General features: G+C 63.3%; 24 protein-coding genes. 10 read left to right on the forward strand and 14 right to left on the reverse strand.

Features of this window, described 5'->3' with window-relative positions; translation table 11 throughout:
* Positions 1-120 precede the first annotated feature (120 nt).
* Positions 121-1,071, reverse strand: coding sequence for a hypothetical protein (locus tag AAGA68_15440; protein MEM9386449.1), 951 nt, complete (start codon positions 1,069-1,071; stop codon positions 121-123).
* Positions 1,072-1,624: 553 nt separating this feature from the next.
* On the opposite strand from AAGA68_15440, the gene AAGA68_15445 reads away from it, so the two are divergent.
* Both AAGA68_15445 and AAGA68_15450 read left to right on the forward strand, forming a co-directional pair.
* Positions 1,625-2,371 carry an RDD family protein gene (locus tag AAGA68_15445; protein ID MEM9386450.1) on the forward strand — a complete coding sequence of 249 codons (747 nt, stop codon included), beginning with the start codon at positions 1,625-1,627 and terminating at the stop codon, positions 2,369-2,371.
* Positions 2,368-3,381 (forward strand): stage II sporulation protein M, encoded by a 1,014-nt coding sequence (locus tag AAGA68_15450; protein ID MEM9386451.1) that lies wholly within the window; start codon positions 2,368-2,370, stop codon positions 3,379-3,381. Before AAGA68_15445 ends, AAGA68_15450 begins: the two co-directional genes overlap by 4 nt.
* Here AAGA68_15450 and AAGA68_15455 read toward each other — a convergent pair.
* The 8 genes from AAGA68_15455 to AAGA68_15490 form a co-directional block, all read right to left on the reverse strand.
* Complete coding sequence (locus AAGA68_15455; protein ID MEM9386452.1) at positions 3,348-4,712, reverse strand: DUF58 domain-containing protein; 1,365 nt, start codon at positions 4,710-4,712, stop codon at positions 3,348-3,350. The two genes, AAGA68_15450 and AAGA68_15455, sit on opposite strands and share 34 nt — an antisense overlap.
* A gap of 9 nt (positions 4,713-4,721) precedes the next feature.
* On the reverse strand, positions 4,722-5,711 hold the full coding sequence (locus tag AAGA68_15460) for a MoxR family ATPase (GenBank protein MEM9386453.1): 990 nt from the start codon (positions 5,709-5,711) through the stop codon (positions 4,722-4,724).
* A gap of 31 nt (positions 5,712-5,742) precedes the next feature.
* Positions 5,743-7,305, reverse strand: coding sequence for a DUF4350 domain-containing protein (locus AAGA68_15465; GenBank protein MEM9386454.1), 1,563 nt, complete (start codon positions 7,303-7,305; stop codon positions 5,743-5,745).
* A complete protein-coding gene (locus tag AAGA68_15470) occupies positions 7,305-7,988 on the reverse strand; it encodes a hypothetical protein (protein MEM9386455.1) in 684 nt (227 codons plus the stop codon). Before AAGA68_15470 ends, AAGA68_15465 begins: the two co-directional genes overlap by 1 nt.
* 77 nt (positions 7,989-8,065) lie before the next feature.
* Entirely contained in the window at positions 8,066-8,875 is an 810-nt protein-coding gene (locus AAGA68_15475) for a hypothetical protein (GenBank protein ID MEM9386456.1), read from the reverse strand.
* A 161-nt stretch (positions 8,876-9,036) separates the two neighbouring features.
* Positions 9,037-9,264 (reverse strand): hypothetical protein, encoded by a 228-nt coding sequence (locus AAGA68_15480; protein MEM9386457.1) that lies wholly within the window; start codon positions 9,262-9,264, stop codon positions 9,037-9,039.
* On the reverse strand, positions 9,261-9,503 hold the full coding sequence (locus tag AAGA68_15485; GenBank protein ID MEM9386458.1) for a helix-turn-helix transcriptional regulator: 243 nt from the start codon (positions 9,501-9,503) through the stop codon (positions 9,261-9,263). The genes AAGA68_15480 and AAGA68_15485 overlap by 4 nt, the downstream gene beginning before the upstream one ends.
* Positions 9,500-9,985 carry a hypothetical protein gene (locus tag AAGA68_15490; protein ID MEM9386459.1) on the reverse strand — a complete coding sequence of 162 codons (486 nt, stop codon included), beginning with the start codon at positions 9,983-9,985 and terminating at the stop codon, positions 9,500-9,502. The genes AAGA68_15485 and AAGA68_15490 overlap by 4 nt, the downstream gene beginning before the upstream one ends.
* 651 nt (positions 9,986-10,636) lie before the next feature.
* Between AAGA68_15490 and AAGA68_15495 the strand changes: the two genes are divergently transcribed.
* The 4 genes from AAGA68_15495 (at position 10,637) to AAGA68_15510 (ending at position 16,078) form a co-directional block, all read left to right on the forward strand.
* Positions 10,637-11,593 carry a helix-turn-helix domain-containing protein gene (locus AAGA68_15495; protein ID MEM9386460.1) on the forward strand — a complete coding sequence of 319 codons (957 nt, stop codon included), beginning with the start codon at positions 10,637-10,639 and terminating at the stop codon, positions 11,591-11,593.
* A 162-nt stretch (positions 11,594-11,755) separates the two neighbouring features.
* A complete protein-coding gene (locus tag AAGA68_15500; GenBank protein ID MEM9386461.1) occupies positions 11,756-14,158 on the forward strand; it encodes a TonB-dependent receptor in 2,403 nt (800 codons plus the stop codon).
* Positions 14,159-14,169: 11 nt separating this feature from the next.
* The gene (locus tag AAGA68_15505) at positions 14,170-14,916 is read left to right on the forward strand and encodes an SDR family NAD(P)-dependent oxidoreductase (protein MEM9386462.1); all 747 of its coding nucleotides are present in this window, start codon (positions 14,170-14,172) and stop codon (positions 14,914-14,916) included.
* A 421-nt stretch (positions 14,917-15,337) separates the two neighbouring features.
* Positions 15,338-16,078, forward strand: a complete 741-nt coding sequence (locus tag AAGA68_15510; GenBank protein ID MEM9386463.1) for a PEP-CTERM sorting domain-containing protein — start codon at positions 15,338-15,340, stop codon at positions 16,076-16,078.
* A gap of 423 nt (positions 16,079-16,501) precedes the next feature.
* Here the strand turns inward: AAGA68_15510 and AAGA68_15515 are convergent, their stop codons facing one another.
* Positions 16,502-18,760: a TonB-dependent receptor gene (locus tag AAGA68_15515; GenBank protein ID MEM9386464.1), complete on the reverse strand. Its 2,259-nt coding sequence runs from the start codon at positions 18,758-18,760 to the stop codon at positions 16,502-16,504.
* 238 nt (positions 18,761-18,998) lie between these two features.
* Between AAGA68_15515 and AAGA68_15520 the strand changes: the two genes are divergently transcribed.
* Together AAGA68_15520 and AAGA68_15525 are read left to right on the forward strand one after the other, a co-directional pair.
* The gene (locus AAGA68_15520; protein MEM9386465.1) at positions 18,999-19,628 is read left to right on the forward strand and encodes a hypothetical protein; all 630 of its coding nucleotides are present in this window, start codon (positions 18,999-19,001) and stop codon (positions 19,626-19,628) included.
* 89 nt (positions 19,629-19,717) lie between these two features.
* Positions 19,718-20,008: a helix-turn-helix transcriptional regulator gene (locus tag AAGA68_15525; GenBank protein MEM9386466.1), complete on the forward strand. Its 291-nt coding sequence runs from the start codon at positions 19,718-19,720 to the stop codon at positions 20,006-20,008.
* 26 nt (positions 20,009-20,034) lie between these two features.
* Here the strand turns inward: AAGA68_15525 and AAGA68_15530 are convergent, their stop codons facing one another.
* From AAGA68_15530 to paaG, 4 genes are all read right to left on the reverse strand, one after another.
* Positions 20,035-20,604: a TetR/AcrR family transcriptional regulator gene (locus AAGA68_15530; GenBank protein ID MEM9386467.1), complete on the reverse strand. Its 570-nt coding sequence runs from the start codon at positions 20,602-20,604 to the stop codon at positions 20,035-20,037.
* A gap of 137 nt (positions 20,605-20,741) precedes the next feature.
* Complete coding sequence (gene paaK / locus AAGA68_15535) at positions 20,742-22,028, reverse strand: phenylacetate--CoA ligase PaaK (protein MEM9386468.1); 1,287 nt, start codon at positions 22,026-22,028, stop codon at positions 20,742-20,744.
* Positions 22,025-24,073 (reverse strand): phenylacetic acid degradation bifunctional protein PaaZ, encoded by a 2,049-nt coding sequence (gene paaZ, locus AAGA68_15540; protein ID MEM9386469.1) that lies wholly within the window; start codon positions 24,071-24,073, stop codon positions 22,025-22,027. The genes paaK and paaZ overlap by 4 nt, the downstream gene beginning before the upstream one ends.
* Positions 24,074-24,091: 18 nt before the next feature.
* Complete coding sequence (gene paaG, locus AAGA68_15545) at positions 24,092-24,886, reverse strand: 2-(1,2-epoxy-1,2-dihydrophenyl)acetyl-CoA isomerase PaaG (GenBank protein ID MEM9386470.1); 795 nt, start codon at positions 24,884-24,886, stop codon at positions 24,092-24,094.
* 78 nt (positions 24,887-24,964) lie between these two features.
* Between paaG and paaI the strand changes: the two genes are divergently transcribed.
* Both paaI and pcaF read left to right on the forward strand, forming a co-directional pair.
* Positions 24,965-25,396: a hydroxyphenylacetyl-CoA thioesterase PaaI gene (gene paaI, locus AAGA68_15550; protein MEM9386471.1), complete on the forward strand. Its 432-nt coding sequence runs from the start codon at positions 24,965-24,967 to the stop codon at positions 25,394-25,396.
* Entirely contained in the window at positions 25,393-26,601 is a 1,209-nt protein-coding gene (gene pcaF, locus AAGA68_15555; GenBank protein MEM9386472.1) for a 3-oxoadipyl-CoA thiolase, read from the forward strand. The genes paaI and pcaF overlap by 4 nt, the downstream gene beginning before the upstream one ends.
* Positions 26,602-26,636 lie beyond the last annotated feature (35 nt).

Genomic DNA, 26,636 nt, shown 5'->3' on the forward strand with positions numbered 1-26,636 from the left:
GCGGGGACGGCAGCGCCCGCTGACATCGGCGCGTACGAAGGGCCCGCCACCACGTTAGCTGAGCGCTCGCCTTGCAGGCTGCGCCACCGCCGAGGGTGACGCAGCCGTTCACCTGAGCGGCTACTCGGCGGTCATGCGGAACACGCCACGGTTCATCGTCACCGTGCCGCCGATGTAGCTGCGGAAAGCCGACTCAGGATCGGTGGGATCGAGCAGGAAGTCGTACTCGGTCAGTGGCTGGTCCGGCAGCGCGCCGTAGGTGGAACCGTCCCAGTGTTCAGCGAGGTCGACCAGTAGCAGCTGGTCGCCGTTCTCCGTGACGTCCATCGGGCAGTAGCCAAGCTCGCGCGAAAAAACACCGTTGCCACGGTTGTTGATGGCGAGCATGTTCGGGACGCCGCCGAAGGGCAGCGGCACGATGGACGCGCCCGGGGCGCCCGGCGGCGTGGCGTACCAGATGGCCCAGACGGTAACCAGCGCATTCGGTCTATAGCCGAACACGCGAATCTCCACCGCGCCGGTGCCATCGTCACGGCAGGTCACGCGCATGAAGCCGCGCACGTCGCGGAACTCGCCGAGGGTCATCGCGTCGGCGGGGATGCTGTGCGTGGTCGGGAACGGAGCCCCCAGAGCACCCTCAGGCGGGGCCGCGATACGGGCTCCGTCTAGGAGCGTCGGCATGGGCACCTCGTTGCTGCGCCGGTTCTTCAGGCGTTCATCCACATCCGGAAAGCCGTTCGCGGCGCGGAAGTCCGGGTTGGTGGTCGTGGCGACGGCCTGATCGAGCGCCTTCACACAGCTGTCTTGCGTGAGCGGTGACGCATCGTTGCCAGCATCGCCAGGCGCGGTGGCGGGGTTGTGCAGTCCGATGAAATCGAAGTGGATGTCCGGTGGCAGCGGGGCCGGTAGGGCGAAGATCGGTTGATTGCAGTCGGAGTTAAAGCCCGTAGAGGGCTTCAAGGTCTCTACGTACTCGCGATCTTCACCATGGGCGGTGGATGCAGCGGCAGCCAGTGCGGCAAGACCGACGGTCAGTCGAAGGGGCGTGAGCTGGTTGATGGTGGCTTTCATCGTGCTTCCTTGTTGCTCTTTGTGGGAGGTGAGTTCAACGCGGCTGACGCCGCTGCCGAGACCCTCTCGGCACCGCGCCTCTCCCGTCCTGATGCCACCCATTTGGTTCTCGAATGCCTAGCTGATGGGAATCTGAGGTCGTTGAATCTATTCAGAAAAGAAGTTGGCTGCGGGTGCTCACCGCCGCACCCTTTGGGGGGTATATGGTTAACTGAAGAACCCTAACTGCCCGGAAATCCGCGAGGCGATCGCCGTGGATAGCGTGCTCTGGTAGGGGTAGCTCGACGCCAGCCGGTGTCAGGCCAGCGTGGGCTGTCGCGGCGCTAGGACGACTGCACTTTGGGCGCGTGCAAAATTGATCGCCACCAGCTTGAATCTGTCTCGCTAATGGAAATCCTCGGCACCTCGCGCGCCGCGTCAACGGCAGGCTACCCCCTGGCTGGCACCGATCCGACAAGGTACGCGCACTGCTCGGCGGCCGATGCAATGGACTCGCAACCCATGCCCTCAATTCGCGGTGGCCGAATACAGGTCGATCGGGTTCAATAGGCCGATGCAGGAAGCTTCCGCCACCGCACCATCCCTCGAACTGGGCGCCGCCACCGGCGTATCGATCGACCTCCCCCTCGCCGGCGCGGGGAGTCGCGGCTACGCGTACATCATCGACTTCCACATTCGCCTCGTGCTCCCGGTGCTCTACTGGATCGTGCTCAGCGTGTTAGCGGGACTTGGCGTGGTGCAGCTGGACGTGGCGTCGGGCTTTGACGAGAACACGCCGACTGATCCGGGTTTCCTGCTCGGCTTCTTTGGCGTGCCGAGCTTGCTATTCCTGCTCTACCACCCGGTGGTGGAGCTGGCCATGCGTGGCGATTCGCCGGGCAAGCGCATCGCGGGGATTCACTGCGTCGATAGCGAAGGGCAGCCACCGGGCGCTGGCGCCATTCTACTGCGCAACGTTCTTCGTGTTATCGACAGCCTCCCGATGGTGTACACCGTGGGACTGGTCGCCGTGATGATCACCCGCCAACATCAGCGCCTTGGTGATCTCGTGGCCGGCACGCGAGTGGTGCAAGCCCCCAAGAGCGCGCGCGGCTTGGTGAAGGACCTCGGCGCTCTCGACAAGTCGAATCTGTCGGCGGATGAGTTGGATCTGGTCACCAAGATCCTGGCGCGGTGGAGCACCTTACGCCGCGATCGCCGACAGGAGCTCACCGAGAGTGTCCTTCTGCGTCAGGGGATCACGCCGGCCGCCAAGGATGGTCAACGGCGTCGTCAGCTCAAGGCGCTGCTCGGGCAATGAGCACCGAGCCGTCAGGAGAGAAGCAAGCGCCTTACGCCGACTGGCTCGGCGGGCGCCATGCGGGCTGGAAGTCGCTCGCCGGTCATATCGCCAGTAAGCGCCGCGACCTCGGACTTGAGCAGGCGCGTGAGGTGTTGGACGGCTATCAGGGCTTGGCCCGGGATGTGTCCCTCGCGCGGCGTGAAGTGCCAGGCAGCCGACTTCACCGCACCGCCGAGGCGCTGTACTCGCAGCTGCACCGCGCCATCAACAGCAAGCCGACCGCGCCACTCAATGACCTGTGGCAGCTCTATACCCAGCGCTTGCCGGCGGCGGTCCGCACGCTGCGGGGAGAACTCACGGTCTCCTTCGCTCTGTTTATCGCCGCCACCCTCGTCGGCTTCGCAATGGTGAGCGTGGCAACGGAGACCGCGGGGTGGTTCCTCTCGGGGCCGATGATCCGCAAGGTGCAGAACGGGGGCCTGTGGACCGATGATCTCCTGAACATCATGCCGTCCTCCGTGCTCGCCGCGGACATCACCATGAATAACATCACCGTGTCGTTCACGGCCTTCGTTCTCGGCATGCTTTACGGTATCGGCACGCTGTACATTTTGTCCCTGAACGGGCTGATGCTGGGCTCTATCTTCGCCTACACGGCCGCCTACGGTACCGCCCTGCCGCTGTTTCGCTTCGTGATTGCCCACGGCATCGTAGAGCTATCGGTGATCTGCGTGGCCAGCGCGGCTGGTCTGGCGATCGGTCGCGCGCTGGCCAGACCTGGCGCTCACGGCAGAATCGCCTCCCTGCAGGCCGCCGCTGGCGATGCGGGTGCACTCTTGGCTGCCAGCGTTCCGTTTCTCATTGGCTGCGGGCTGATCGAGGGCTATATCTCACCGAATGAGTACTTTAACCTGGCCACGCGCGTGGCCGTGGGCTTGGCGTGGACGGTGGTGTTTCTGCTCGTTCTCGACGGGCGCCTTTGGGGGTGGCTGGCTCAGATGCGCTTGTCCGATCGCAAGCGCCTGTAGCACTCGAACACTTCGCGCTCTATTCGATCTGGGGTCGCCTCCACCACCACGGCGCCCATGCGCTCGAGCGAGGCGCGGGTTCGCGCCGCGGTGCGCCGGTACTCGCGAGCGGCAATGGCCGTAAAGATGGCTTCGCGGTCGGTGCTGCCTGCTTGCATCATCTGCTCCAGGGATTCGTCCTGCACGGCGACCACCATCGGCAGGTGCTTCGGGCGCAGCAGCAGCGTGGCCTCAGCGAGCTGGCCGCTGGCGGTGGCGTCGTCGAGCTGGGTGAAATTCAGCACCAGAGCTCGCTGCGGCAGGGCGCGAGCGAGCTGAATCACGGCACTGAGCGGGTTGCTCTCGTTCGCCTGCGTGCGGCAGCTGGCCAGGCAATCGCGCAAGCGTCGCAGGTGGGCCGGGCCGTGCCCTGGCGGGACGCTTGCGATGGGTGCGTCGGCGTAGGTCAGCAGGCCGCAGCGATCGCCCGCGTGATCGGCGAGCTCGGCTAGGCGCGCGCTGATGTTGACGGCGTGACCCAACGCATCGAGTTGCCCCACCCGCAGGCGACTACTGCGCCCGCAGTCAAGGGCGAAGAGGATGAGTAGCTGCTGCTCCTCTTCGGTCTCTCGCACGACGAGGGAGCCGCTACGCGCCGTGGCTTTCCAGTCGATCACCGACGGCGGATCGCCGACGCTGTAGCCGCGCAGGCTGCGGAACTCGCTGCCGCCGTAGGAGCGGATGGCCTGTCGGGTGCTGCCCAGCCGGTCGAGGGCGCTGCGTCGCCCGGCGCCCGCCAGCATGGCCGGTGACACGTGAGTGACGGCCGGTGCCTGGTCCGCCGTATCGCTCGGTGGACTGTTGTGTGCGTTGTCTTCCGTGTCCGGGCGCTCATGCAGGGGGACCGAGCGAATCCATTCGGCCAGACCGAAGAGCCCGCGGACCATCACGGGTTGGCGAGGCCATGGGTGCTCTCCCAGGCGCTGCGGCACCTGGCTGAACGGTAGTGTGCGGTGCTCGTCCGGTCGCAGACGCACCTGCGCATCTTGCAAGTCTCCGGCGAACCACACGGGCGGACGGGGTGCGTACGCGCAGCGAAGCGCCGAGCGCCCGATGTTGGTCACGTGCAATACCCAGTCGGTGGGCTCTCCCAGGTGCACGGACGGTGGCTGCTCCAATGTAGCGAGCAGGGGAGGGGTGGTGCTCAGCAGCCGCTCGATGAGCAGCGCCAGCATCAGGGCCACCGTGAGCCAGCGCCATAGGCCAGCCAGAGGTGCTCCCATCCACAGGCCGGCGATGCCAATGGTGGCGATGGCGGCGATCCAGACGATGGCAGGCCAGCGCAAGGTCACGGGAGTGCCCTACTCCTGTGACTCGCCGGTAGGTGAGGGTACTGCGCCCTGCACACGTGGCACGGCGATACCTTCCACCAGTCGGCTCAGAGTCTCTTGCGCCGTGAGGCCGGCGATGCGCGCTTCCGGCGTTAGCACAATACGGTGAGCGCCGACGGCGTCGACGACGCCCTGCACGTCGTCCGGGCGCACGAAGTCAAAGCCCGAGCCGGCGGCGAGTACGCGGGCCATCAGCAGCATGGCCCGCGCAGCGCGCGTGGATAAGCCGAGGGCGATGCTCTGCGCTTGTCGCGTGGCCTCGCAGATGTTCACGACGTACTCCACCAACGCCTGTTCGATGCGCGTGGCGGCTACCTCGTCACGCGCGGCACGGAGCAGGCTGCGCTCATCCTCGATAGCGGCGAGAGCATCCTGGTGCGCACTTCCCTCGGGCGATGCGTAACGTTGCAGCACCTGCACTTCTTCAGCCCGTGGCGCGTAGGTGAGGTCGAGGCGGATGAGGAAGCGATCCACCTGTGATTCAGGCAGGGGATAGGTGCCCTCGAAATCGATCGGGTTTTGAGTGGCGATGACCACAAAGTCTGCAGGCAGCTCACGGGTGTCCCCGTCGATAGTGGTGCGCTTCTCCTCCATCGCCTCCAGCAGCGCTGCCTGGGTTTTCGGCCCGGCGCGGTTTATCTCATCGACTAGCACCACATCGGCGAAGAGGGGGCCTGGTCGAAATTTGAACTCGGTGCCGTCGGGGCGAAAGACCGTGACGCCCGTGATGTCGGCCGGCAGTAGGTCAGGCGTCCCCTGCACCCGTCGAAACTGCCCCCCGAGCGCCTGGGCGAAGGAGCGCGCCAGCAACGTCTTGCCTATCCCCGGCGGACCTTCGAGCAGTGCGTGGCCGCCGGCGATTCGGGTCATGCCCAAAAGCCGTGCCGCTTGCCCCAGGCCGAAGACCCGTTCGCCAAGCTTGCTCTGGATCTGTTGCAGGTAGTGTTGTGTGGGGTTCATAGGATGTGTAGTTCGACTTTCCAAGTGGAGGTCAGCGAATCGCTTCGCTGAGTGCTTTGATGTCATGTTGAAGGGCGGCGTAGGAGACCCGACGTCCCGCCGCCATCGCGGAGAGGCGATCGACGATCGTCGCGACCAGATCTGGGTGCCTATCGCGCTCTTTGACTAAGCCGTCCTTGAGGGCGCTTTGGATAGGGAGGCGCCACTTGCGCGCCAGCTGCGCGCTAAGGGGCTCGAGAATGGCTTCGTAAACGGCGTCGCGGCGTAGGCGCAGATCGAGAAAGCCGGCACTCGCGCGTACCAGTTCGAGCTGGCCCATGCCAGCGGGCGCTTGGCGGTAGAGCGCTCGCGCCCAATCGCCATTGTTCGCCAACAGGTATCCTATCCAGAACAACAGCACGAAGCCTATGCTCGCGTACAGCCGCCAGTCGGAAACGAGATCCGACGATTCCAGGATGTCGTTTAGGCCCTGGTGCGCATCGTCGAAGATCACCGTACCGCCGTCACCGAGCCAGGTATCGATCAGGCGCATAGCGAAGCGCCGATTGCCGAAGCGGTGGAGCACATCGTTCGCCAGCAGGGAAGGATGCAGGAGCACGAGCACATCGCCCTGACCTAGGGGAGCCTGCATCATGACGGGTTGTTCCGAGTCTGCGTGAGCCAGTAAGCGCTGCCACGTGTCCGCCCCTGGGGTGAGGATTTCGCGACAGCCGTTGCGACCGCGTAGTTCCCGCGTCACGAGACCGGTGGTCGGCAGCTCGTAGAGGGAGCCGCCGCACGCGGCGAGGTCGGCCTCGATACCGGCGCTAGCATCATCATCATCGATGAGGCGAAGGGGGTTGGCGTCAGGAGTGGCTTCTTCTTCCTGCGCGCCACCTTGTCCTGCCTTGGTTGAGGTATTGGGGAAGGCTGGTATCCACTGGTCGCCGTCCCAGGGCACGCGCAAGCCATCCAATCCGGCGGCAAACGGTTGACCAGGTGAGCTGGCAAGATCCACTGCCTCTGCAGAACCATGCACTAGGAGCCACCCCGGGACGTTCAGGGCATCCTCGAGCGAGTCGCGTATCTCGCCCATCGTCTCGCCGGCTGTCGCCGAGGTGTTATCGCCATCTGATGCTTCCCCGTTGAGGGCTGGCGAGATCTCCTCGTCACCGTTCCATGTGATGAAGGGCCGCAGAGGCAGGCCGGTTAGGCGCCAGAGTGACCGAGTGAGGTCGAATCCATCGTAAATCCATGGCGCCGACTCCAGGTGTCCGCTCGCCACCAGTAGGGTATTTCCCTCACGTATCCAGTTCATAAGGTGAGCGATCTCATCCGCCTCGAAGAGCAGCACGGCCGGCACGTGGACGATCGCGAGATTTCCCGTTGGCGTGGAGAGTTCCGCAAGACTGCTCGAGGTGAACCGCACACGCTGGGAGTGAGTTGAGATCCGCGCGGTACCGAGCCAACGATGCAATGCGGCCAGGCCGAGCTCGCTCGTATTGTCGGTGGTCGGCCGCTCGGGCTCAGCATTCTCGTTGAAGCCCGGGATGACGAGTAGCGCGACGAGCATGAGGACTGCGCCGACCCAGAGCAATGTGCGTAGGCGGTCCATCAGTCGTCCGCCGATAGGTGGGCCAACACCGCTGCCTGGCGTGCCTGTAACGCGGCCAGCTCCGCATCGTCGGGCTGCCAACCCGCAAACAGATTGCGGTCAGCGGCATCCGCGAGTGCCGACAGATGCTGGCGTAAGGGGGCAGGCAACGTCGCCGCGTCTGCCAGCGTTCGGTTAGTTTGAAACGGCCCCACCTCGAGCAGGCGGGCTTGTGCGAGCGCCATACAGGTATGGATGAACAAGGCCGGTGCCCAATGTTCGCGTGGAAGTTCCGTGAGGGGGCGGGCGAAGTCGCCTCGCTCCAGGCCCGTAAGGTCGAGGGCCGGTGGGCGTGCCACCGGCGGAAAGTAGTGGCGCCAGGTGCGCCAAAGTGCAATAGCGACGAGCGCAGCTGCCCCGGCCAATATCGCAAAACCGATGACGTTGATGATCGCTTCGCCATCGATCGGCGGAGCACCCAGCCCTGTTAGCCAGTTGTCGAGGCGCTCGATAGCCCCGACCAGCCACCCATCCTCGCCTCCGGTCACCTCCTGCAGCCAACGCCATGCCTTGCGCGCGACGTCCCGATACCAGGCCATCAGGCTATCGAGCGCAGCCGCCTCGGAAAGATCCAACTCCGCGATGATCGGGTCGAGCGTTTCCGCATCTAGGCGCGACGGGCCGGGGCTTACCTCGTCAGCCAAGGATCAACACTGCCCGCGGCATGAGCCCTCCGCAGCACAGTAGCGCCGTGCCTGTGGCGGATCGACGACGGAGGTGCTCACCCCGCGCTGCTGATGCCAGGTTGCAGCTCGGCGAGTTGCTCGTCGAGATCAGCGCCTTCCTTGCGCAACACGAGATCGTTGTACAGCACAAGGGCCATCCACGAGTACATGGGCATCACCAGCACCAACACAACCCAGTTGAGGATGAAGTCTGCGGTGGTGGTCAAGGCGCTCGAGCCCGATGCCACGCTGATTGCAGCCACGATACCGATGCCTATGTAGAAGACGAAGGACACCGCGAAGAGGATCACGCTGACCAGCGTCAGGACGGACGCCGTACGCCACCAGTTGCCGCCCCAGACCAGGGCGTGGCTGCGCCAGAGGGCGCCCCAGCTTCCCCGCTCCTCGAAGTAGGGGACGTAGAAAAACAACGACATACTGACCGTGAGGATGATGCCCGGAATCAGCAGCGCCACTGAGCCAAGCATCACCAACACCATGTAAAGGAGCATTAGGACGATCATCGGCACCGCGCGCTTCAGGGCAACGAGCACATCCTTGAGGAGCGAGATCGGCTCTGCGCGAGCCACCGCCACCTGACGGTGAAGGATGATGCCCACCATGAGCACGAGGGACAGGAACATCAGCGGAAACAGCACTGCAAACTCCAAAAGCGTTTGCTCGATGATCGCCGGGTCCGTTTCGGTCTCCAGTCCGGCTGTCCGCGCGTTGAGGAAGGACATCGTCAACGAATAGGGCAGGGCGGCGATCGCCGCAGCTGGCAAAATCTTGGCAAATCCCTGTCGAAACAGCGTGAAACCGCCGTCTAGGATGCCGCCGATACTGAGAGGCTGATTAGAAAGCATAGGGTGCGCTCGCATCTGCTATTGATATTGCCCAGCCGGGCGTTTCCGCGATGGTACCTAATGCGTCAGCGAATACGAAAATCTATCGTCACCACATACGCTCACTCGCTGAGCGTCACGGATCTGATCGCGCGGGCGCACCCCGTTGCCTTCCCCTGGTTCTATCGATCTCGATCCGACCGATCGACTCCGACGATCCGCATCAGCGCGCTCTTCTCGCAGCGCCTGGTTTGCGCCGACGTTGTCAACAGGGTGCTAAACCACGCGGTGATCAGCAACAGCAGGAGCAAAGGCCCGCTGTCGCCGCCACGCGTGAGCAACGCCGCTGCGATGATCGCTGCGGCCCAGCTGAGCGCATTTGCAATCGTCCGATTCTTCTCTGATTTCATTGGCTCTGTCCTCTAACACTCGTCGTTGATGCTGCATCGGCCAGTTGGAAGATGTCCTCTACCGCCACGCCGAAACGGCGTGCCAACTTCAGGGCAATGATGGTGGATGGGACGAAACGGCCCACCTCGATGGTGCTGATGGTCTTTCGTGAAACGCCGATCTCTCGCGCCAGGTCAGCTTGGCTGAGGCGGTGTTCGGCGCGGAACACGCGGATTCGGTTACGTAGGGCGCTGCTCATAGCTGGTCTGGGGAACGATCGCCTATCGTTTGAGCAAAGAACGAACCTGCCAGCATCCATAGGGTCACGGTGAGCAAGGCGTTGAGGATCACGTGGGAGTCAACTGACGGTGGGAGCTGATTCACCGCGATCTCCAGCGCCACGAGCACGAGAAAGGTGGTCGTAAAGGCCGCCACGCATGCGCGGCGAAACACATCGAGTAAGTAGCCGTCGCAGGAGGCTCTGCTACAGGCTGTGCGTCGCCGCGCCACCGCAAAGCGTAGTACCGCGGGCAGCACCAGAAGCAGGATGCAGCCTGCGAGGGTCAGTCGAACCCATCTGAAGCTCTCCTGCGCCTCAGGGCCGAACCAGACTGCGGCGACCGTGAGCGCGTGCCCGGTGCCGAGCAGCACGAGGCCCAAAGTGGTGCGCATGAGCAACGTGTCAGCAAGTTGCGCGAGATCGAAGGTTGGCGCCTGGCCCGTACGGCTGTTTTGAGTCACCAGATTCTCATAATGATACCTTAGAGTGTCTATAAGATAGCGGAAGGTGGCATTTTAGGCAAGTCCTGCGATGGGGCATGTCACCGCGCTGTCGCCCGCACGGATGTTGTTTGCTGAGGGTCCGGTCGCTAGTAGGCGGTGGCTCGAGTCGCGTTGGGCGCCCGTGACCAGCTAGTTCGTCGAAACAGCGGTCGGCGCTGCCGATGTGCGCTGTACCGCGATTCGTGTTGATCCGCCGCTTGTCCCAACGATCACAACGGATAGCGAGTTTGACAACGATCTTGAGGGCTCCCTGGCAGCGCCGATCGTCGAGAATTTGAGCCAGGCAGAGTCGGTGGTCTCATTGGACGTGTGTCGGCGCACTACCACTCGGGGTGCGACAATCAGGAGAACGTGGCGCTGATCGCGAGCCCGTCGCCCACTCTCCTCAAGGTCAACTTGGAATGGGCCCATCCGGGTAGCGGGCTTTCCGTGAACTTCATAGGGAAAACCTCACTAATGACACCGATGGTTCGCTCTTCTCGACCGACCTCACCCGAGCAGCATTCGAGTCAACAGCGCTGTGGAAGCACCTCGAAGCCACGGTGGCCAGCTGGCTCGGCTTCGATGTAGCCTTAAGCTCCGAGTATTCGCGAATGGCTTGATAGGGCGATGTCCGAAGTTCGCACATATTCCACCGGCGACGTTCGCAAGCGGCATCGGCTGGCCTATTGGAACGATACGCTTTCCCAGTCGTTCACCCGGAAGTTTGTCGAACCGCGCGAGGCCGACAGCTTCGAGGGCCGCTTCGAGATCGTGCGCGCGGGCGAATGCAACATCGCGAACGTCGTTCAGGGCGCGTCGGACGTCATCCATACGTGGCAGCATGCCCGGCGCGATGACCCGGCGGTCACCTTCCACCTGCAGGTGTTCGGTGAGACCATCAACGAGCAGGACCAGCGGGTCATTCGACTTGGCCCCGGTGAGTTCTGCATTTGCAGCAGTGAACGGCCCTACGATGTGCGGATGGATCGCAACATGGGCTTGTTCGTCATCAAGATCCCGCGGGAGCGATTCCTAGCGGTCTGCCCGGAACTCGACAAGTACGTGTGCCGCCGTGTGAGCGGTCAGAACGGCACCGGCAAAATTCTCACCGCGTTCCTGCAGAGTTTCTGGCGAGAGTTGCTGCTGGGCATGCCCAACGAGCAGGCCGGCGCCATGGCCGACGTAGGCATTGGGCTGATAGGGCAGGCGATCCAGGATCCCAACGAGGGGTCGGACCGTCGCGGCGGGGGCACCTCACGGATCTACGAGATTCAGGAGTACATAGAGCGGCACCTCGCCGATGCGGCGCTCACTCCAGCGGAGATCGCCCGTACCTTTGCCATGTCGACACGCAATTTGCACCGGATCTTTGCGGATAACACCTCGAGCGTCGGCGCCTACATCAAGCAGCGGCGCCTGGAGCGCGCGCGAGAGATTCTGGGTGACAAGCAGTTTGCGAACCTGCGCATTGCCGACACGGCGCTGATGGTCGGCTTTACCAACCTCGCTCATTTCTCTACGGCGTTCAAACAGGCGTATGGCGCGTCGCCGTACAACTTTCGGTCGTATATGCTCAAGCGCTAGTCCCGCGGTGGCGCGGAGCGAAAAATCGCATTCGCTCTCACCAAAGCACCCGTCCTACAAAACCAATAGCGTCCCTCCCTGGGGGCCAGGCGGCCGTCGCCAGGGCTTGGGTCCACTCCTGAGCATCCTCCGACTGCCGTGAATCAAGGAAGGGGGAGAGTTGTGTACAGGTTTATTCGATCGACGGTGATCGTGCTCGGGCTGCTCGCTACGGCGACGGCAAGCAACGCGCAAATCGAAGAAGTGCTGGTGACCGCTCGCAGGACGACCGAGAACCAGCAGGACGTTCCGATCGCCGTCACGGCGGTGACCGGCGAGCAGATGCTGGCGACCGGCCGGACCAACTTCTCCGAAGTGGCTGACGTAGCACCTAACGTAAATATTGATAGTGTCTCGCCTATCAACGGCAGCTCGAACTCGCCGAACATCAACATCCGCGGCATCGGCACGACCGATTTCTTGCTCACCATCGACCCGAGTGTCGGTGTCTACGTGGATGGCGTTTACGTTGCGCGCTCGGTCGGTGGACTGTTCGATCTGTTGGATCTAGAGCAGATCGAAGTCCTACGCGGCCCGCAGGGCACGCTGTTTGGGCGAAACACGATCGGCGGCGCGGTGCAGCTGGTGTCGCGCAAGCCCAACGATGAGTTTCGCGCCTCCGCCCAGCTCACCACCGGTGAAGCAGACCGTTTGGATCTGCGCGCTTCCGTCAGCGGACCGCTCGCGGAAGACTTGTACGGCGGGATCTCCGTCTCGCGCAAGCGGCGCGACGGCTACGGCATCTTCCGCGATTTCTTCGCCGACAACCCGGATCTCGTGGGGCTGGCCGACGCGATCGCGGGCATTACCGTGTTCGATGAGCGCACGGGTGCGCTGCTGAGTGGCAACACCACGGGCCTGGAGCCGGGCGCGCTCATCGCCAACGGCGATATCATCGCGTTCCCAGACGCAGATGAGCAGCCGGGCAATGAGAATAACTACTCGGCCCGCGCGAATCTCGTGTGGGAACCGACGGATCGCCTGAGTTTCAGTTTTGTCGGCGACTTCTATTCGGCGGACGAGACCGCGCCCGCCCTGGTGTTGCTGGACACCTTCGCTGACGACTTGTCGCTGCCGACGCCGGGCGTGGCGAACCCCGTCACGGGGAACGAGTTCGCTCCTAACCTCGTGGCCTTGCATCAGATCTTCGGCTTCGAAGCGCTCACCATTCCCTACGACGACGAGACCTTCGTCATCGACGACCCCTACTCGACCTACGCCACCGGCCCCGGAGCCAACGAGTCGGACGTGTGGGGGCTGAGTCTCACGATGGACTACGCGCTCACGGATGTATGGTCTTTCAAGTCCATCACGGCCTACCGGGAGCTGGATGCGCTGTTCGGGCAAGACCCTGATCACTCGCCTTTCGTGCTGGATGCACATACAAACGATTACACCCACCAGCAGTTCAGCCAGGAGCTCCAGCTCACCGCCGACGCGGGTCGCTGGCGCGCGGTGCTCGGGGCCTATCTGTTCAATGAAGACGGCGAGGATCGGGTGGTCGTGCCCTTGCTGCACGGACTGGCAGCGCTCGATCAAACCAACATCATCGACAACTCGGCCTGGGCCCTCTTCGCCCAGGCCACGTACGACATCACCGAGCAGACGAGTGTGACCGGCGGCCTGCGCTACACGGACGAACAGAAGAACTACGATCAAACCCATCTCGACTGTGGCGTCGCCAATGCGCTGGCTATTCCTGAGGGATTCGTGGTCAATAGCTGCAATTCCCTCAGCACGGGGGTGGCTGACCTGGATTTCGGTAACACGACCTACACGCTGAACCTGGCGCACCGGTTCAGTGACGCCTACATGGCCTACGCTTCCTACTCCACGGGCTTCAAGAGCGGCGGCTTCACCGGTCGCACGACGGCGTTCGTTCCAGATCAGACGCCGATTCCCTTCAACGAGGAAACCGCGTCCACCGTCGAGTTGGGTCTGAAGACGGACTTCGAGCGCGCGCGCTTGAACCTGGCGCTCTTCTCGACCGAGTTCGACGATCTGCAGGTAGTGGTGCAAACGGGCGTTGCGCCGATCACCACCAATGCGGCGTCGGCGCGGATTCGAGGGATCGAGCTGGACGGGCTGATCGCACCGATCGACGCCTTGAACGTGTACCTATCGGCAGGCTTCCTCGATGCTGAGTACGACGAGCCGCCGCCGTTTCCGGTCGGCACAGAGCTGGCCAACGCGCCGGAGTTCTCCGGCAACCTGGGGTTCGATTGGACGTTTCCCATCGGCGGCGGCGCGGGCAGGCTCGTGCTGCGCAGCGATCTGACTTACCGCAGCAAGGTCTATAACAATGCGGAGAACACGCCGGAACTTGTGCAGAACGCCACTGCGTTTCTGAACGCCTCCTTGACCTGGCATCACCGCAATGAGCATCTGCAGGTGAGCTTCGGCGCGCGCAACCTCACCGATGAAACCGCGATCATCACCGGGTTCTTCCAACCTGGCGTCGGTTACACGGAGGCCGTGTTCAATCGGCCTGGCGAATGGTTCGCATCGCTGCAGTGGGATTGGTGAGGCATTCGAGCATGGGGAAACGCGTACTCGTCACGGGCGCCGGATCAGGCTTCGGCAAGGCGGCTAGCATTGCGTTAGCCCAGCGCGGCCACCAGGTGATCGCGACCACGCAGACCGATGCGCAGGCGGAGCGGCTGACGTATGAGAAACCGCACCTGCAAGTGGAACGACTGGACATCACGACCAACGATATCGCCAAGGTCGATCACTGGGGCATCGATGTGTTGATAAACAACGCGGGCATCGGCCGCAGCGGGCCGATGGCAGAGATTCCCCTGGAGCAGGCGCGCCAAGTGCTCGAGGTCAACGTACTCGGCTCCCTGGCGATTACGCAACGCGTGCTGCGCCAGATGATCCCGCGTGGTGCGGGCCGCATTCTGATCATGTCGTCGGTGGGCGGGCTGGTGACCGTGCCAACCTTCGGCGCTTACACGATGAGCAAACATGCGCTGGAGGCCTTCGGCAAGACGCTGAGCGCCGAGCTGAGTGCTACAGGTGTGGATGTCGCTCTCATCCATCCGGGGCCCTACGCAACGGGGTTCAATGACCGCATGGCGGATTCCATGTGGGACTGGTTCGACGGAGAGGCACTGCAGCGGGGAGACACCGAGGCCTTCAAGGCGGTGGGAGAAGGTATCAAGTCGAACCAGATGGATCCGGCTGAGGTGGTGCAGCTGATCGTCGAATTGGTAGCCGCTGATGACGTAGCCCTGCAGAACCTGGTGCCCCCGGATGTGCTAGCGGCCTTCGGACAGTGAAGTGAAGCCATCTGCTTCGCTGGTCGTAGAGGAGACTCCTCTCCTAAGTCCGGTTCTCCAACTTCCTCTGGTATCCATGAACGCGCGTGAGCGTAGGGTAGCGTTACGGCGACTTCACCCAAGAACTCACGCCGTTCATCATCTCGATGGTCGACGCGGCGGCCGCAGTAGATGACTCACGAATAATCCAGGCTAGCCGAGCTCGTGGACCTGCTCGCGGGATAGCGAGCGCCCCCGGTAGTTGACTCGGGGGTCGAAGCACGCGTCGTGATGGGGATGGGCATTGACACATCCTTGCCCGCTCTTGCGCCATTAGAAGTAGCGACGGAGTGATCCGCCCGCGGAGCATCGGCACCCTCGGCGCAACTTGCGCCAAGGTCATCGGTGTAAATTGCGCTAGAAAACAACAGGAAGCAACAACATGAGTCTCAGTGAACGCCGTCGAAGCAAGATGCTTGGCGCCCTAGTCACGCTGGCGGCGGTCATGCCTGGCACGACAAACGCCGCGCTCATCACCTTCGACAACCTCACCGATTGGCAGAACGCCTTCGATCCATCCACCCAGTTCACGACGGACAACTTCAGCAACCCAACGTCGAACGCAGAAACAGTGGCGTTCGACTCAGGCGTGGTGAGTTCGGGGACGAATCTGACCAATCCCTTCCCCAACGACGACAGGCCGCCGATCCATAGAATCGTGGGCGCACCTGGTGGAACCTCGAACTTCTTCGCTGTCGATATCGATGCGGATAACGAACTCTCCGGTTTTGAGTTCGTGACATGGACCTTCCCGTCCGCTGTCAACGGCTTCGCCATGAACTGGGACATCACCAACTCGCCAAACACGCGGGTCACTATGACCCTCTCTTCGGGCGATACCTTCACCTTCGGAGACGACTTTGGTACCCGAGGAAATCCACCAACGACCTTTCTCGGCTTCTTTTCGGACACCGCCTTTCAGAGCATTAGCCTTTCAACAAACCTGGACCCCCAGAGCAGCGCCAGGGTCAGGACCAGCAACCTCCTCTTCGGTGCCATGCCGAACACCCAGATTCCAGAGCCGACGACGCTCGCACTGATGTGCAGCGCCCTACTCGGCGTCGGGGCTTGCCAGCGACGTAGGCGCATGCGTGGCGGAGACTCGCTGCGTAAACGCGGCTAGGTAGCAGGACACGTTCGTAGCGCCGTGGTCGACACGGGAAGCTAACACGCTGCAGGGAAGGACGAAGCACATCCTCCGCTGACCCTGCCGCGGTACGTCGACGCGGTCGGTCGCGCGAATGGCTGGCTGGTTCCATCAGATGGAAACCCGCGCCCCCAACAGGAGCTACCGCAGCGACCAGACCGTGCGTAGATCCGACGATCAATAACAGAGTACGAGCCCCCACCGCCCAGACCGCATAGCCGCGGCAGGCCCGGCGCGTTCCGGCAGACGTTGTTGTAGGCCTGAGTGTCGGCCGTGTCGAAGGCGCCGTCCTAGTGTACGTTGAGACTGGCGAGGTAACTGGATTATCAACTAGGTCACCGAGCGCCTCTAGCACGGGATTGCCACCGAACACGGCGCCTCATCCATGTGCTTCTTCCCTCAGAAGCTGTATTCCGACATCACATACCACTGGCGGCCGCGATTGAAGCTTCCTTCGATGAATCCCACTCCGGGCTGGCTAAACCCCGAGAAGAGATAGATCTCATCGGTTAAGTTCTGCACGCCCGCGGTGAAACGCCAGTGGTCGCTCGTGCGATACGTCGCCGCGAGATTCAACAGTCCGAAAGCCTCCTGCGCTAACAGGGGCGTGTTCTCCGCATCGTTGAAGTGATCGTCCTTCCACGTGTAGTCGGCACGCAGCGCAAGTTCGGCGCCGGAGTCGAACGGTACGCGATAGTCAGCGGAGACGTTGAAGGAGTGTGGCGGCGTATTCTGAAACTCGAAGGTCTCGTCAATCGTGGCGTTCGGATCGGTGATCTCCAGGTAGCGCGCATCGAGGTAGGAGTAGCCGAGCTGGAGGGTGAGTTGATCTGTCGGGGCTGCAAAGATCTCGATCTCGAGGCCATCGATTGCCGATTCGCCGGCGTTGACGGTGATCGGCGTGATCCCCTCCTGGTTGATAAGCTGCAGGTTCGTGTAGTCCGTCGCGAACAGCGCTGCGTTGATGCGCACCCGCGCGAAATCGAGCTTGACGCCAAGTTCGATCGTCTCTGCCTCCTCCGGTTCGAAGGGGCGTGCACTGTCCTGCACATCCACCGTGCGGCCGGTGAAGCCTCCTGACTTGAAGCCTTGGGAGAAGGAAGCGTAGGTGAACACGGCATCGTTCCAGCGGTAATCCACGCTGAACCTGGGTGAGAGATCGGTGAAGTCCACGGTCGTATCGTCGAGTAGCAGAACGACCGGAGCGGCGCCCTGCGTGCGATGGTTCGGCCGGTAGGTCTTCTCGTCCTCTGTGTAGCGAAGACCGGCGGTGGCACTGAACTTCTCCGTGAAGTCGAAGGTGGCCTGGGCGAAGGCGGCCCGGGAGGTGTTACTGACGTCGTTGATCTCATCCAGCCACAGGTTGATCACCGTGCCCGGCGTGCCGGTGAGTGACAGGTCCACTTCCAGCCCCAAGGGAACTTGTACGCGGTCGAGACCGTCCTCTTGAAAGTAGTAAAGCCCCACTAACCATTGCAGGCGATCGTTGATCCCAAGACCTGAGAGCTGTAGCTCCTGCGTGAGCTGCTCGTGCTGGTACCGATTGCGCGTGTGATCAAGAACGATAGGCGAGCTGTCGCCATCACGACCGAAATCCGAGTCGAGATCCCGGTAGGAGGTGATCGATTTGAAGTCGACGGGCCCGAAGGAGGTGTCGACGGTGAGCGACGCGCCGAACAGGTCGTAGTCCGACTGGGAGGGTGCGCTGCCGAAGGTGGTGTGCGGGTCTCCCGTGATCCATCGATCGTCGTACAGGAGGCTGTCCGAGGGCGGGAACACCCCGGGGGCCAGCTCGCCGAGGACGGCAGCGTTATGCGCATCAGCGAGGGCGATGCCAGTGCCGAAGGTGGGAGCGAAGCCGAGCAGCGTTGACGCGGGGGCAGTCTCCCGCGTGCGGGTGGCGTCCACAGCCAAGCGGGCTTGGACCCTTTCGCCGTCGTAGAACAGCTTCAAACGCCCCGCTAGCGAGTTGATCTCGCCGAGGGGATCTAAGTTGCCGTAGAGTACGCCATCGTCGAACGCGTCCGGAGCCGATCCTGCCGGCACTTCTCGCGGGATGTAGTCGTCGGGAAAGGGCAAGCGCTCGCCGAAGCCATCTTGCTGGCGAAGCGCGACGGACAGCGAGCTGTACAGCCTATCGGCGAGAGGCACCTCCAGTTTGCCGCGAAGGTCCAGCCGATCGGCGGTACCACCGGTTACGGAGATGCGACCTGCTAGCTCATCGCCTGGGTCCTTGGAGACCACGCTTATCGCGCCGCCGATCGTGTTGCGCCCGAACAGGGTGCCCTGAGGTCCCTTCAACACTTCGATGCGTTCCACATCTAAGAGATCTACCAGGCCGCCCACCGATCGGGCGACGTAGACGTTATCAACATAAAGTCCAACGCCAGGATCGATCGTGAGCAAGAAGTCACTCACGCCGATGCCGCGAATGAACGCCGTGATTGCGGCCGAGCTGCCGCTGATGGCTGCCGTGGGGTCGAGTTCGAGGCCCGGCGTCACCTGTGCGATGTCAGCGACGGTAGTAAAGCCTCGTTCTTCCAGGTCCTCGCCGGTGAATGCGGACACGGCGATCGGTACGTCCTGCAGGCTTTCCTCCACCTTGCGTGCGGTGACCACCACCTCTTCCAACGCTTGTCCCCATGCGTTGGACGCCATCGTCACTACAGCGATGCATGCAGCGCTTATCACAGTCCTCATCATCCCCCCTTGATTGCTGCTATGCAGCTTCCGTTCCCTCGCTTGGATCGATGATGCTGGGAGAGTTGGCGACCCTTGTCTTGCCTGAAACGGCAATATCCTTTGACTGATTCGGCACAATCACAGACGCTTGGGGCTGACCACGTGAATCGCTGGCCGCGTGTGCTCAACGCGGCCAAGGTGAGGGGTAGGCGAGGTGAGTGTTACACGAGTCGATACGAGCGAAGCGGCCCCGCGGGAGCAGCTCGAGTACTGGAACGAATCGATCTGCAAAGTCTTCATCGCCATGGAGAGCTCGCCCTACTCGCCGCGTGCACGTGACGACCAGGCCCGCCTGCGTTACCGCGGCAGCCTGGAGACCCTGGACATGGGACCGATCCAGCTAACGCGTGTGGAGTGCGATTCATCACTAGTGCAGCACAAGCGCTACCACGTGGCGCAGGTCGATGAAGACGTCTGCCTCTTGCACATGCAACTTTCTGGCGAGAGCGTGAATCGGCAGCACGCCAATGCGGCGCATTTATCGTCCGGAGAGTTCACCATCTGCGACAGTGCTCAGCCGTACAGCGTGGACTTTGAGCGCCCGATCGTGATGATGGTGGCCAAGATCCCGCACGCCCTATGCGATCCGCGCCTGTTGGGTAGCCCCCAGCTGTTCGGTACGCGCCAGGGGCACCAAGCGGGGGTGCCGCCGCTGCTGCAACACCATCTGGAAGGGGCTTGGCGTCACCGCCACCAGATCGTGACCGAGTCGCAGAAGCAGCATCTTGCTGACGCAACGCTGTCGATTCTCCACTGCACCCTAGAGCAAGCGGGCGCTCTGTAGCACCTTCGACGAAGCGATTTCTTGGGTCAGGCCGCCCACCAGTACGTGCGCACGCCGCGGACCCTCGCCTCAACGTATGTCAGCTGGCCGTGGCGTTGAACGTGAGCGAGCGCTCCTTGCGCTACGCGTTCGCGGATCTTAATACCACCTTCAGCACGCTGGTGGCCGAGGCGCGGGTGGCAAAGGCGAAGGCACTCTTGCGCGATGAATCGCAACGGGAGCAGCGGATTATCGAGATAGCATTGCGCTGCGGCTACCAAAGTGCATCTCACTTCGCTCGGCAGTTCCGCGAGCGCGTGGGCATGGCCCCCACGGCCTATAGGGAACACTACGCTTTGCGGCCCGTGGCAAAGATCCAGGAGTCGCCGCTCGCCCTGTAGCGCGGACGGGTGCGGAGTGTCCCGCGTCAGTTGCCGATGGCGAGGTCTGCGGCCAGATCGGCGAGCTCGTCGCGGCTTAGGTGTCCCTTCGGCTGAAACCAGTTAGGGGTCCAGTTGATCATGCCGAAGTACAGCATCGTTTCCGCGCGCGACCTGGGGCTCGGGCCCTTGGCCGCGGTGAGCGCCTGCTCGACGATGTCGACTAGTTCGCGCTGCTTAGCGGTCACTTGACGACGCTGATTGGCAGGCAAGTGATCACGCTCATAGAGCAGCACACGCTGACTGTTCCGCGCCCCGGCGTACGCCTTGAGCAGCAGGCGGGTTAGCTTGCGAAAGGCCTGTTTCGGGTCCGCGTCATCGAGCAGATGGTTGCGCGCGGACTGTAGCAAGTCGTCCATGTGCTCAAGCATCACCTTGTGCAGGATGTCCTCTTTGGAACCGTAGTAGTGGTAGATCGTTGCCTTGGACACGCCGCAGGTCTGTGCCAACTGGGCGATGGAGGTGTTGGCAAAGCCGTTGCGTGCGAATAGGGTCGCCGCACGATGCATGATGCGGTCGCGCTTGTCGTCGTAGTCCTGGGCCTGGGTTCTCGCCATCGATGACACTCGTCGTGATTAACGCGGATGTCCTTATCATCTCACGAGATCGCGTCGTCCAGGCGCTTTCGCGCGAGGACGCACCCCGCCTGCCGAGGCACCCTGGCGGTACGCGTGCGGACTCGTGCAGAGCTTCCCTAGCGCAGATCGTGGATTCGCTTAGCTTTGCCCGTCGAGCGGTCCAAGGCGCCGTCGGCGACCACCCGAACGCCAATGGTCACCCCCACCTGAGACTTGACCTGCGCGATCAACTCACGCTCGGCAGCCGCCACCGCATCGACGCTGGCGCCTTTGACATGTTCTACTGCCACCGTGAGCACGTCCATTCGGTCTGGGCGAGAAATCTCACAGTGGTAGTGGGGGGTCAGTGGTGCAAGCGTGAGGATGATCTCTTCGATTTGCGTAGGGAACACGTTGACGCCGCGAATGATCATCATGTCGTCGCTTCGGCCGGTGATTTTCGCCATGCGCCGCATACTTCGCGCAGTGCCCGGCAGCAGACGGGTGAGGTCACGTGTGCGATAGCGAATGATCGGCATAGCCTCCTTCGTGAGCGAGGTGAACACTAGCTCGCCGAGCTCGCCATCCGGCAGCACGTCGCCCGTTTGCGGATCGATGATCTCGGGGTAAAAGTGATCTTCCCAGATCGTCGGTCCGTCCTTGGTCTCCACGCACTCGTTGGCGACGCCCGGGCCGATCACCTCCGATAGGCCGAAGATATCCACCGCGTCGATGCTGAAGGCCTCCTCGATCTCCCGCCGCATCCGCTCGGACCAAGGCTCGGCGCCAAAGATGCCTATCTTCAGGGAGCTCGCGCGGGGATCGAGGCCCTGGCGGGCGAACTCATCGAGGATCGACAGCATGTAGCTGGGCGTGACCATGATGATGTCAGGCTCGAAGTCCTGAATTAGCCGGACCTGCTTCTCGGTCTGTCCGCCGGACATGGGGATGACCGTGCAGCCAAGCTGTTCGGCGCCGTAGTGGGCACCGAGGCCACCGGTAAACAGGCCGTAGCCGTAGGCGATGTGGCACTTCATGCCGGGCCGCCCGCCGCTTGCGCGAATCGAGCGAGCGACCACCTCTGCCCAGACTTCGAGGTCCTGCTTGGTGTAGCCCACAACGGTGGGTTGGCCCGTGGTGCCGGACGAGGCGTGCACGCGGGCGATCTGCTCCATGGGGCGCGCGAAGAAACCGAACGGATAAGCCGCGCGCAGGTCTGATTTGTCCGTGAAGGGGAACTTCGCCAAATCGCTCAGCTGCCCCAGGTCCGCGGGGCCTACGCCATGGGCGTCAAGCTTCTTCCGGTAGGCGGGGGAGTTGTCGTACGCGTTGGTGATCGAGCGCTGCATGCGCTCCAGTTGCAGGGCGCGCAGGGCATCGATGGAGAGCTCCTCGCTGGCGTCGAGGATCGGCGCGTAGCTCATGACGGCTGTCCGTCCACGATCGCGTTCATCGTGAGCAGGTCGTAGGTCGCCACGAGCTCATCGCGCTGGTTGCTGACTTCGACGTCCCAACGGACTTCGCCGTACTCCTCGTTACGCTTCTTTTTGGCCTTCGCCGTTAGCTGCACTTTGATCGCATCCCCGGGCGAGACGGGCGTGAGAAACCGCAGGTTGTCCAGGCCGTAGTTCGCGAGGACGGGGCCCGGGGGCGCGTCCACGAACAGGCCGGCAGCGAACGATAGCAATAGGTAGCCGTGGGCTACGCGGCCCGGGAAGAACGGATTGGCCTGCGCCGCGTCCTCGTCCATGTGCGCGTAGAACTCATCGCCAGTGAAGTGCGCGAAATGTTCGATGTCCGCGATCGAGATCTCTCGTGCCTGCGTGAGCAGCGTCTTGCCCATTTCGACGGCGTGGAAGTCGTAGCGGAAGGGATGGGCGCCTGCCTGGGTGGTCGGCGCACCCTTGACCCAGCTGTTGAGGACGCCAGCGATCAGTTCGGGCGAGCCCTGCACGGCCGTACGCTGCATGTAGTGCTTGATGCCGCGCACGCCGCCCATCTCCTCGCCGCCGCCGGCGCGCCCGGGACCGCCGTGCACCAGCATGGGCAGCGGTGAGCCGTGGCCCGTGCTCTCCTTGAAGTTGTCGCGATTGATCATGGCGATGCGGCCGTGGAAGGACCCGGCGCCAAGGGCGATCTCCCGGGCTACGGCGGGGCTGTGGGTGAACACGGACATCACCAGCGATCCTAGGCCTTCGTTGCAAAGCGCAACGGCATCCGCGAGATCGCGATAGGGCATCAGCGTGGCGACAGGGCCGAAGGCCTCCACGCTGTGTACGTTATCTGCCTCCCAGGGCGTATCGCAGCGCAGGAGGATAGGGGAGAGGAATGCGCCGTCACCAGCGTCCGCCTGTACCGCCTCGACGTGGTCCGGATCACCGAAGACGATGCTGGCATCCTGAGCGAGTAGCGCCACCTTCTCGCGCACGTCGTCACGCTGGGCGAGGCTCACGAGAGCGCCCATGCGCACGCCGTCGGCGTCGGGCTTGCCCACGGCAGTCTTGCCCAGGCGTGCACTCATCGCCGCTTGCACCGCATCGAGCAAGGGTGCGGGCACTAGCGCGCGGCGGATCGCGGTGCACTTCTGGCCGGCCTTGACCGTCATCTCGGTGACGACCTCTTTGACGAACAGGTCGAACTCGGGCGAGTCGGGTGTTGCATCAGGGCCGAGTACGGAGGCGTTCAGGCTGTCCTGCTCGGCGATGAAACGGACGCTGTTAGCGATCACGTTCGGGTGGCTGCGCAACTTGGTGGCCGTTGCCGCGGAGCCGGTGAACGACACCACGTCCTGACAGGTTAGATGGTCGAAGAGGTCACCGGTGCTGCCCACGATGAGCTGCAGGGCGCCCTCCGGCAGCAGGCCCGTGTCGACCATGATGCGCACGGCGTGTTCGCACAGGTAGGCGGTGGCGGTGGCCGGCTTCACGATGGCGGGGACGCCGGCGATCAGCGTGGGGCCGAGCTTCTCGAGCATGCCCCACACAGGAAAGTTGTAGGCGTTAATGTGCAGGGCCAGCCCCTTGAGGCTGGTGTATATGTGCTGGCCCACCCACGTGCCGTGGCGCGAGAGCTGCTCCAGATCGCCGTCCGGCACGATCATGTCGTTGGGGAGTTCGCGCCTCGCCTTCGATGATGAGGAGAAGAGCGTCATGGCGCCGCCCTCGATATCGATCCAGCCGTCCTTGCGCGTGGCACCGCTGTGCGAATTGAGCGCGTAGAGCTCTTCCTTGCGGTCGTCGAGGGCCTGCGCCAGGCCTTTGACCATGAACGCGCGCTCGTGGATCGTCATGGCCCGCAGGCTCGGTCCGCCGACCGCGCGGGCGTGGGTGGCCATGGCCTTGAAATCGAGTCCTTGGGAACTCGTTCGGGCCACCGTTTGCCCGGTAACCGCCGAGCGAACGTCGACCAGACTCGCGTCTGCCTTAACCCACGCCTGCAGCGCGAAGTTTTCTAGAACCTGTGCAGCCATAGTGCTTTTGTCCCGTCGCTATTTGCCGCGGAAGGCGGGCGTGCGTTTTTCGAGGAACGCGGATACGCCCTCGGCGTAGTCGGCGGAGTAGCCGAGCTCGCGCATGGCGTCGCGTTCGAAGTCAAGTTCCTGGCGCAGGCCGTGCTGTGCCGACTCGCGAATACGCTTCTTGGTCATCGCGAGGCCGCGGGTCGGGCCGACGGCGAGTTTCGCGGCAAGCGCCTTGGCCTCGGGCATCAGTGCGTCGTCATCGCAGACGCGGTAGATCATGCCCCAGTCAGCCGCGGTGTCTGCCGTCACCGGGTCACCAGTGAGCGCCAGCCCCATCGCTCGCGCCTGCCCGATAAGCCTCGGTAGGATCCAGGTGCCGCCGGTGTCGGGAATCAGGCCGATGTTGGCAAAGGATTGAATGAACTTGGCGCTGCGCCCGGCAAGGACGATGTCCGCCGCCAGGGCGAGATTGGCGCCGGCACCGGCAGCTACCCCGTTGACGGCGCAGATCACGGGCTTGGCCATATCCGTCAGGCTGAGTACCAAGGGATTCCAGTAGGTATCGCAGGCATGACCGAGATCCGTGGCGGTGCCGCCTGGGGAGACCGCGCGGTCGTTCAGATCCTGCCCCGCGCAGAACCCGCGTCCGGCGCCGGTGAGGAGGACGGCGCGAATCGCATCGTCCGCCTGGATGGTGTTCAGTGCCTCGCGTAACGCCTCGTGCATCTCGGCGGTGAAGCTGTTGAGGCGATCGGGACGGTTTAGGGTGAGCAGCGCGACCCCGTCCTGGATCTCGAGTGTGATCGTGCTCGGTGCTGACATGGACGCCCTACTGTGTTGCGGCGAGAGACCTTTATCGACTTATAATAAACCGAACAGACGGTTAATTAAAGGCGAGCAATGGCGGACGAAGATGAGCGTGCGCGGGCGATCGCCCGACACATGATGGCGGCCGAGGGAACTGCACCGCAGTGGCGCCTCGAGCACCTCGATGGCGGGGTTGGCTATGCCAAGGTCTGCTTCGAGGTGACGTCGCAGATGCTGAACGGTCACGGCACGATCCATGGAGGCTTGATCTTCTCGTTAGCCGATTCGGCCTTCGCGTACGCCGCCAACTCGAGGAACGACAAGACGGTCTCGCAGCAGGCGTCGATCGTCTTTTTGGGAGCCGCGTCGGTCGGTGAGACCCTCGTGGCGGAGGCGCGGGAGCAGGCGTGCAGCGGCCGATCGGGCGTCTACGACGTATCGGTGCGCACGGCGGACGGTCGAGACATCGCCCGCTTCACCGGATTGTCCCGCACGGTTCGCGGCCACACGCTGGAGGACTCATGAGCACACATACAGCCTATATTTGCGACGCGATCCGCACCCCGGTGGGGCGCTTCGGCGGCAGCTTGGCCACCCTGCGGGCGGACGATCTCGCCGCCGTCCCCTTGCGCACGCTCAAAGCGCGCAACGCGCAGATTGATTGGGAGGGCGTTGACGATGTGATCCTCGGCTGCGCCAATCAGGCCGGCGAGGACAACCGCAACGTGGCGCGCATGGCGGCGTTGTTGGCCGATTACGGGGAGGCGGTGTCGGGCACGACGGTCAATCGCCTCTGCGGCTCCGGGATGGACGCTGTGATGATGGCAGCGCGCGCGATCATGGCGGGCGAGGCCGACATGGTCATCGCCGGCGGCGTGGAGAGCATGACCCGAGCGCCCTTCGTCCTGCCCAAGGCCGAGACCGCGTTCTCGCGCCACGCGGAGATCCACGACACCTCCATCGGCTGGCGCTTCACCAACCCCGCCCTCGAGGCAGCCTACGGGGCCGATCCGATGCCCGCGACGGCGGAGCATGTGGCGCGCGATTGCAAGATTAGCCGCGAGGATCAGGACCTGTTCGCCCTGCGCAGCCAGGACAAGGCGCAGCGCGCGATCGACTCCGGTCGGCTAGCGAAAGAGATCGTGCCCGTGAGCATTGCCCGGCGTAAGCAGGAGGCGCTGATCGTCGATCGCGACGAGCATCCGCGCAGCACGTCCCTGGAGAAGCTTGCCGCCTTGCGGCCGATCGTGCGCAGCGACGGCACCGTGACGGCGGGCAACGCCTCCGGCGTTAACGACGGCGCCGCCGCGCTCATCGTCGCCTCCGAGGCGGGCGTGAAGCGGCATGGGCTGACCCCGCGGGCCCGCTTTGTGGCGGGCGCTACGGTGGGGGTGGCGCCGCGGGTTATGGGTATCGGTCCCGCACCAGCGTCCCAGCGTGTCCTGGCCAAAGCCGGCAAGGTGATCGAGGATGTGGACGTGATCGAGATCAATGAAGCGTTCGCCTCCCAGTCCCTCGCCACCCTGCGCCTGCTGGGGCTCGCCGATGACGCACCGCAGGTCAATCCCAACGGCGGTGCGATCGCCCTCGGGCATCCCCTCGGCATGTCCGGCACCCGGCTCGTGATGTCGGCGGTCGAGGAGCTGCACAGCGTGGGCGGCGAGCTGGCGCTAACGGCGATGTGTATTGGGGTCGGGCAGGGCATCGCGTCCCTCTACGCCAAGGTGTAGGGCGATTCATTGACCGATTGGTCGGTTTATTTATA

It is taken from the genome of Pseudomonadota bacterium, assembly GCA_039193195.1.
Lineage (GTDB): Bacteria > Pseudomonadota > Gammaproteobacteria > Steroidobacterales > JBCBZW01 > JBCBZW01.

What these genes read in the sequence shown, in the direction of transcription:
- AAGA68_15485 (MEM9386458.1), bottom strand. Translation starts at nt 9,503, where the DNA reads ATGAGCAGCGCCCTACGTAACCGAATCCGCGTGTTCCGCGCCGAACAC.
- AAGA68_15465 (MEM9386454.1), bottom strand. Translation starts at nt 7,305, where the DNA reads ATGGACCGCCTACGCACATTGCTCTGGGTCGGCGCAGTCCTCATGCTC.
- AAGA68_15510 (MEM9386463.1), top strand. Translation starts at nt 15,338, where the DNA reads ATGAGTCTCAGTGAACGCCGTCGAAGCAAGATGCTTGGCGCCCTAGTC.
- paaG (MEM9386470.1), bottom strand. Translation starts at nt 24,886, where the DNA reads ATGTCAGCACCGAGCACGATCACACTCGAGATCCAGGACGGGGTCGCG.
- paaZ (MEM9386469.1), bottom strand. Translation starts at nt 24,073, where the DNA reads ATGGCTGCACAGGTTCTAGAAAACTTCGCGCTGCAGGCGTGGGTTAAG.
- AAGA68_15450 (MEM9386451.1), top strand. Translation starts at nt 2,368, where the DNA reads ATGAGCACCGAGCCGTCAGGAGAGAAGCAAGCGCCTTACGCCGACTGG.
- AAGA68_15480 (MEM9386457.1), bottom strand. Translation starts at nt 9,264, where the DNA reads ATGAAATCAGAGAAGAATCGGACGATTGCAAATGCGCTCAGCTGGGCC.
- AAGA68_15505 (MEM9386462.1), top strand. Translation starts at nt 14,170, where the DNA reads ATGGGGAAACGCGTACTCGTCACGGGCGCCGGATCAGGCTTCGGCAAG.
- AAGA68_15530 (MEM9386467.1), bottom strand. Translation starts at nt 20,604, where the DNA reads ATGGCGAGAACCCAGGCCCAGGACTACGACGACAAGCGCGACCGCATC.
- AAGA68_15515 (MEM9386464.1), bottom strand. Translation starts at nt 18,760, where the DNA reads ATGGCGTCCAACGCATGGGGACAAGCGTTGGAAGAGGTGGTGGTCACC.
- paaI (MEM9386471.1), top strand. Translation starts at nt 24,965, where the DNA reads ATGGCGGACGAAGATGAGCGTGCGCGGGCGATCGCCCGACACATGATG.
- AAGA68_15445 (MEM9386450.1), top strand. Translation starts at nt 1,625, where the DNA reads ATGCAGGAAGCTTCCGCCACCGCACCATCCCTCGAACTGGGCGCCGCC.
- AAGA68_15475 (MEM9386456.1), bottom strand. Translation starts at nt 8,875, where the DNA reads ATGCTTTCTAATCAGCCTCTCAGTATCGGCGGCATCCTAGACGGCGGT.
- AAGA68_15440 (MEM9386449.1), bottom strand. Translation starts at nt 1,071, where the DNA reads ATGAAAGCCACCATCAACCAGCTCACGCCCCTTCGACTGACCGTCGGT.
- paaK (MEM9386468.1), bottom strand. Translation starts at nt 22,028, where the DNA reads ATGAGCTACGCGCCGATCCTCGACGCCAGCGAGGAGCTCTCCATCGAT.
- AAGA68_15460 (MEM9386453.1), bottom strand. Translation starts at nt 5,711, where the DNA reads ATGAACCCCACACAACACTACCTGCAACAGATCCAGAGCAAGCTTGGC.
- pcaF (MEM9386472.1), top strand. Translation starts at nt 25,393, where the DNA reads ATGAGCACACATACAGCCTATATTTGCGACGCGATCCGCACCCCGGTG.
- AAGA68_15495 (MEM9386460.1), top strand. Translation starts at nt 10,637, where the DNA reads ATGTCCGAAGTTCGCACATATTCCACCGGCGACGTTCGCAAGCGGCAT.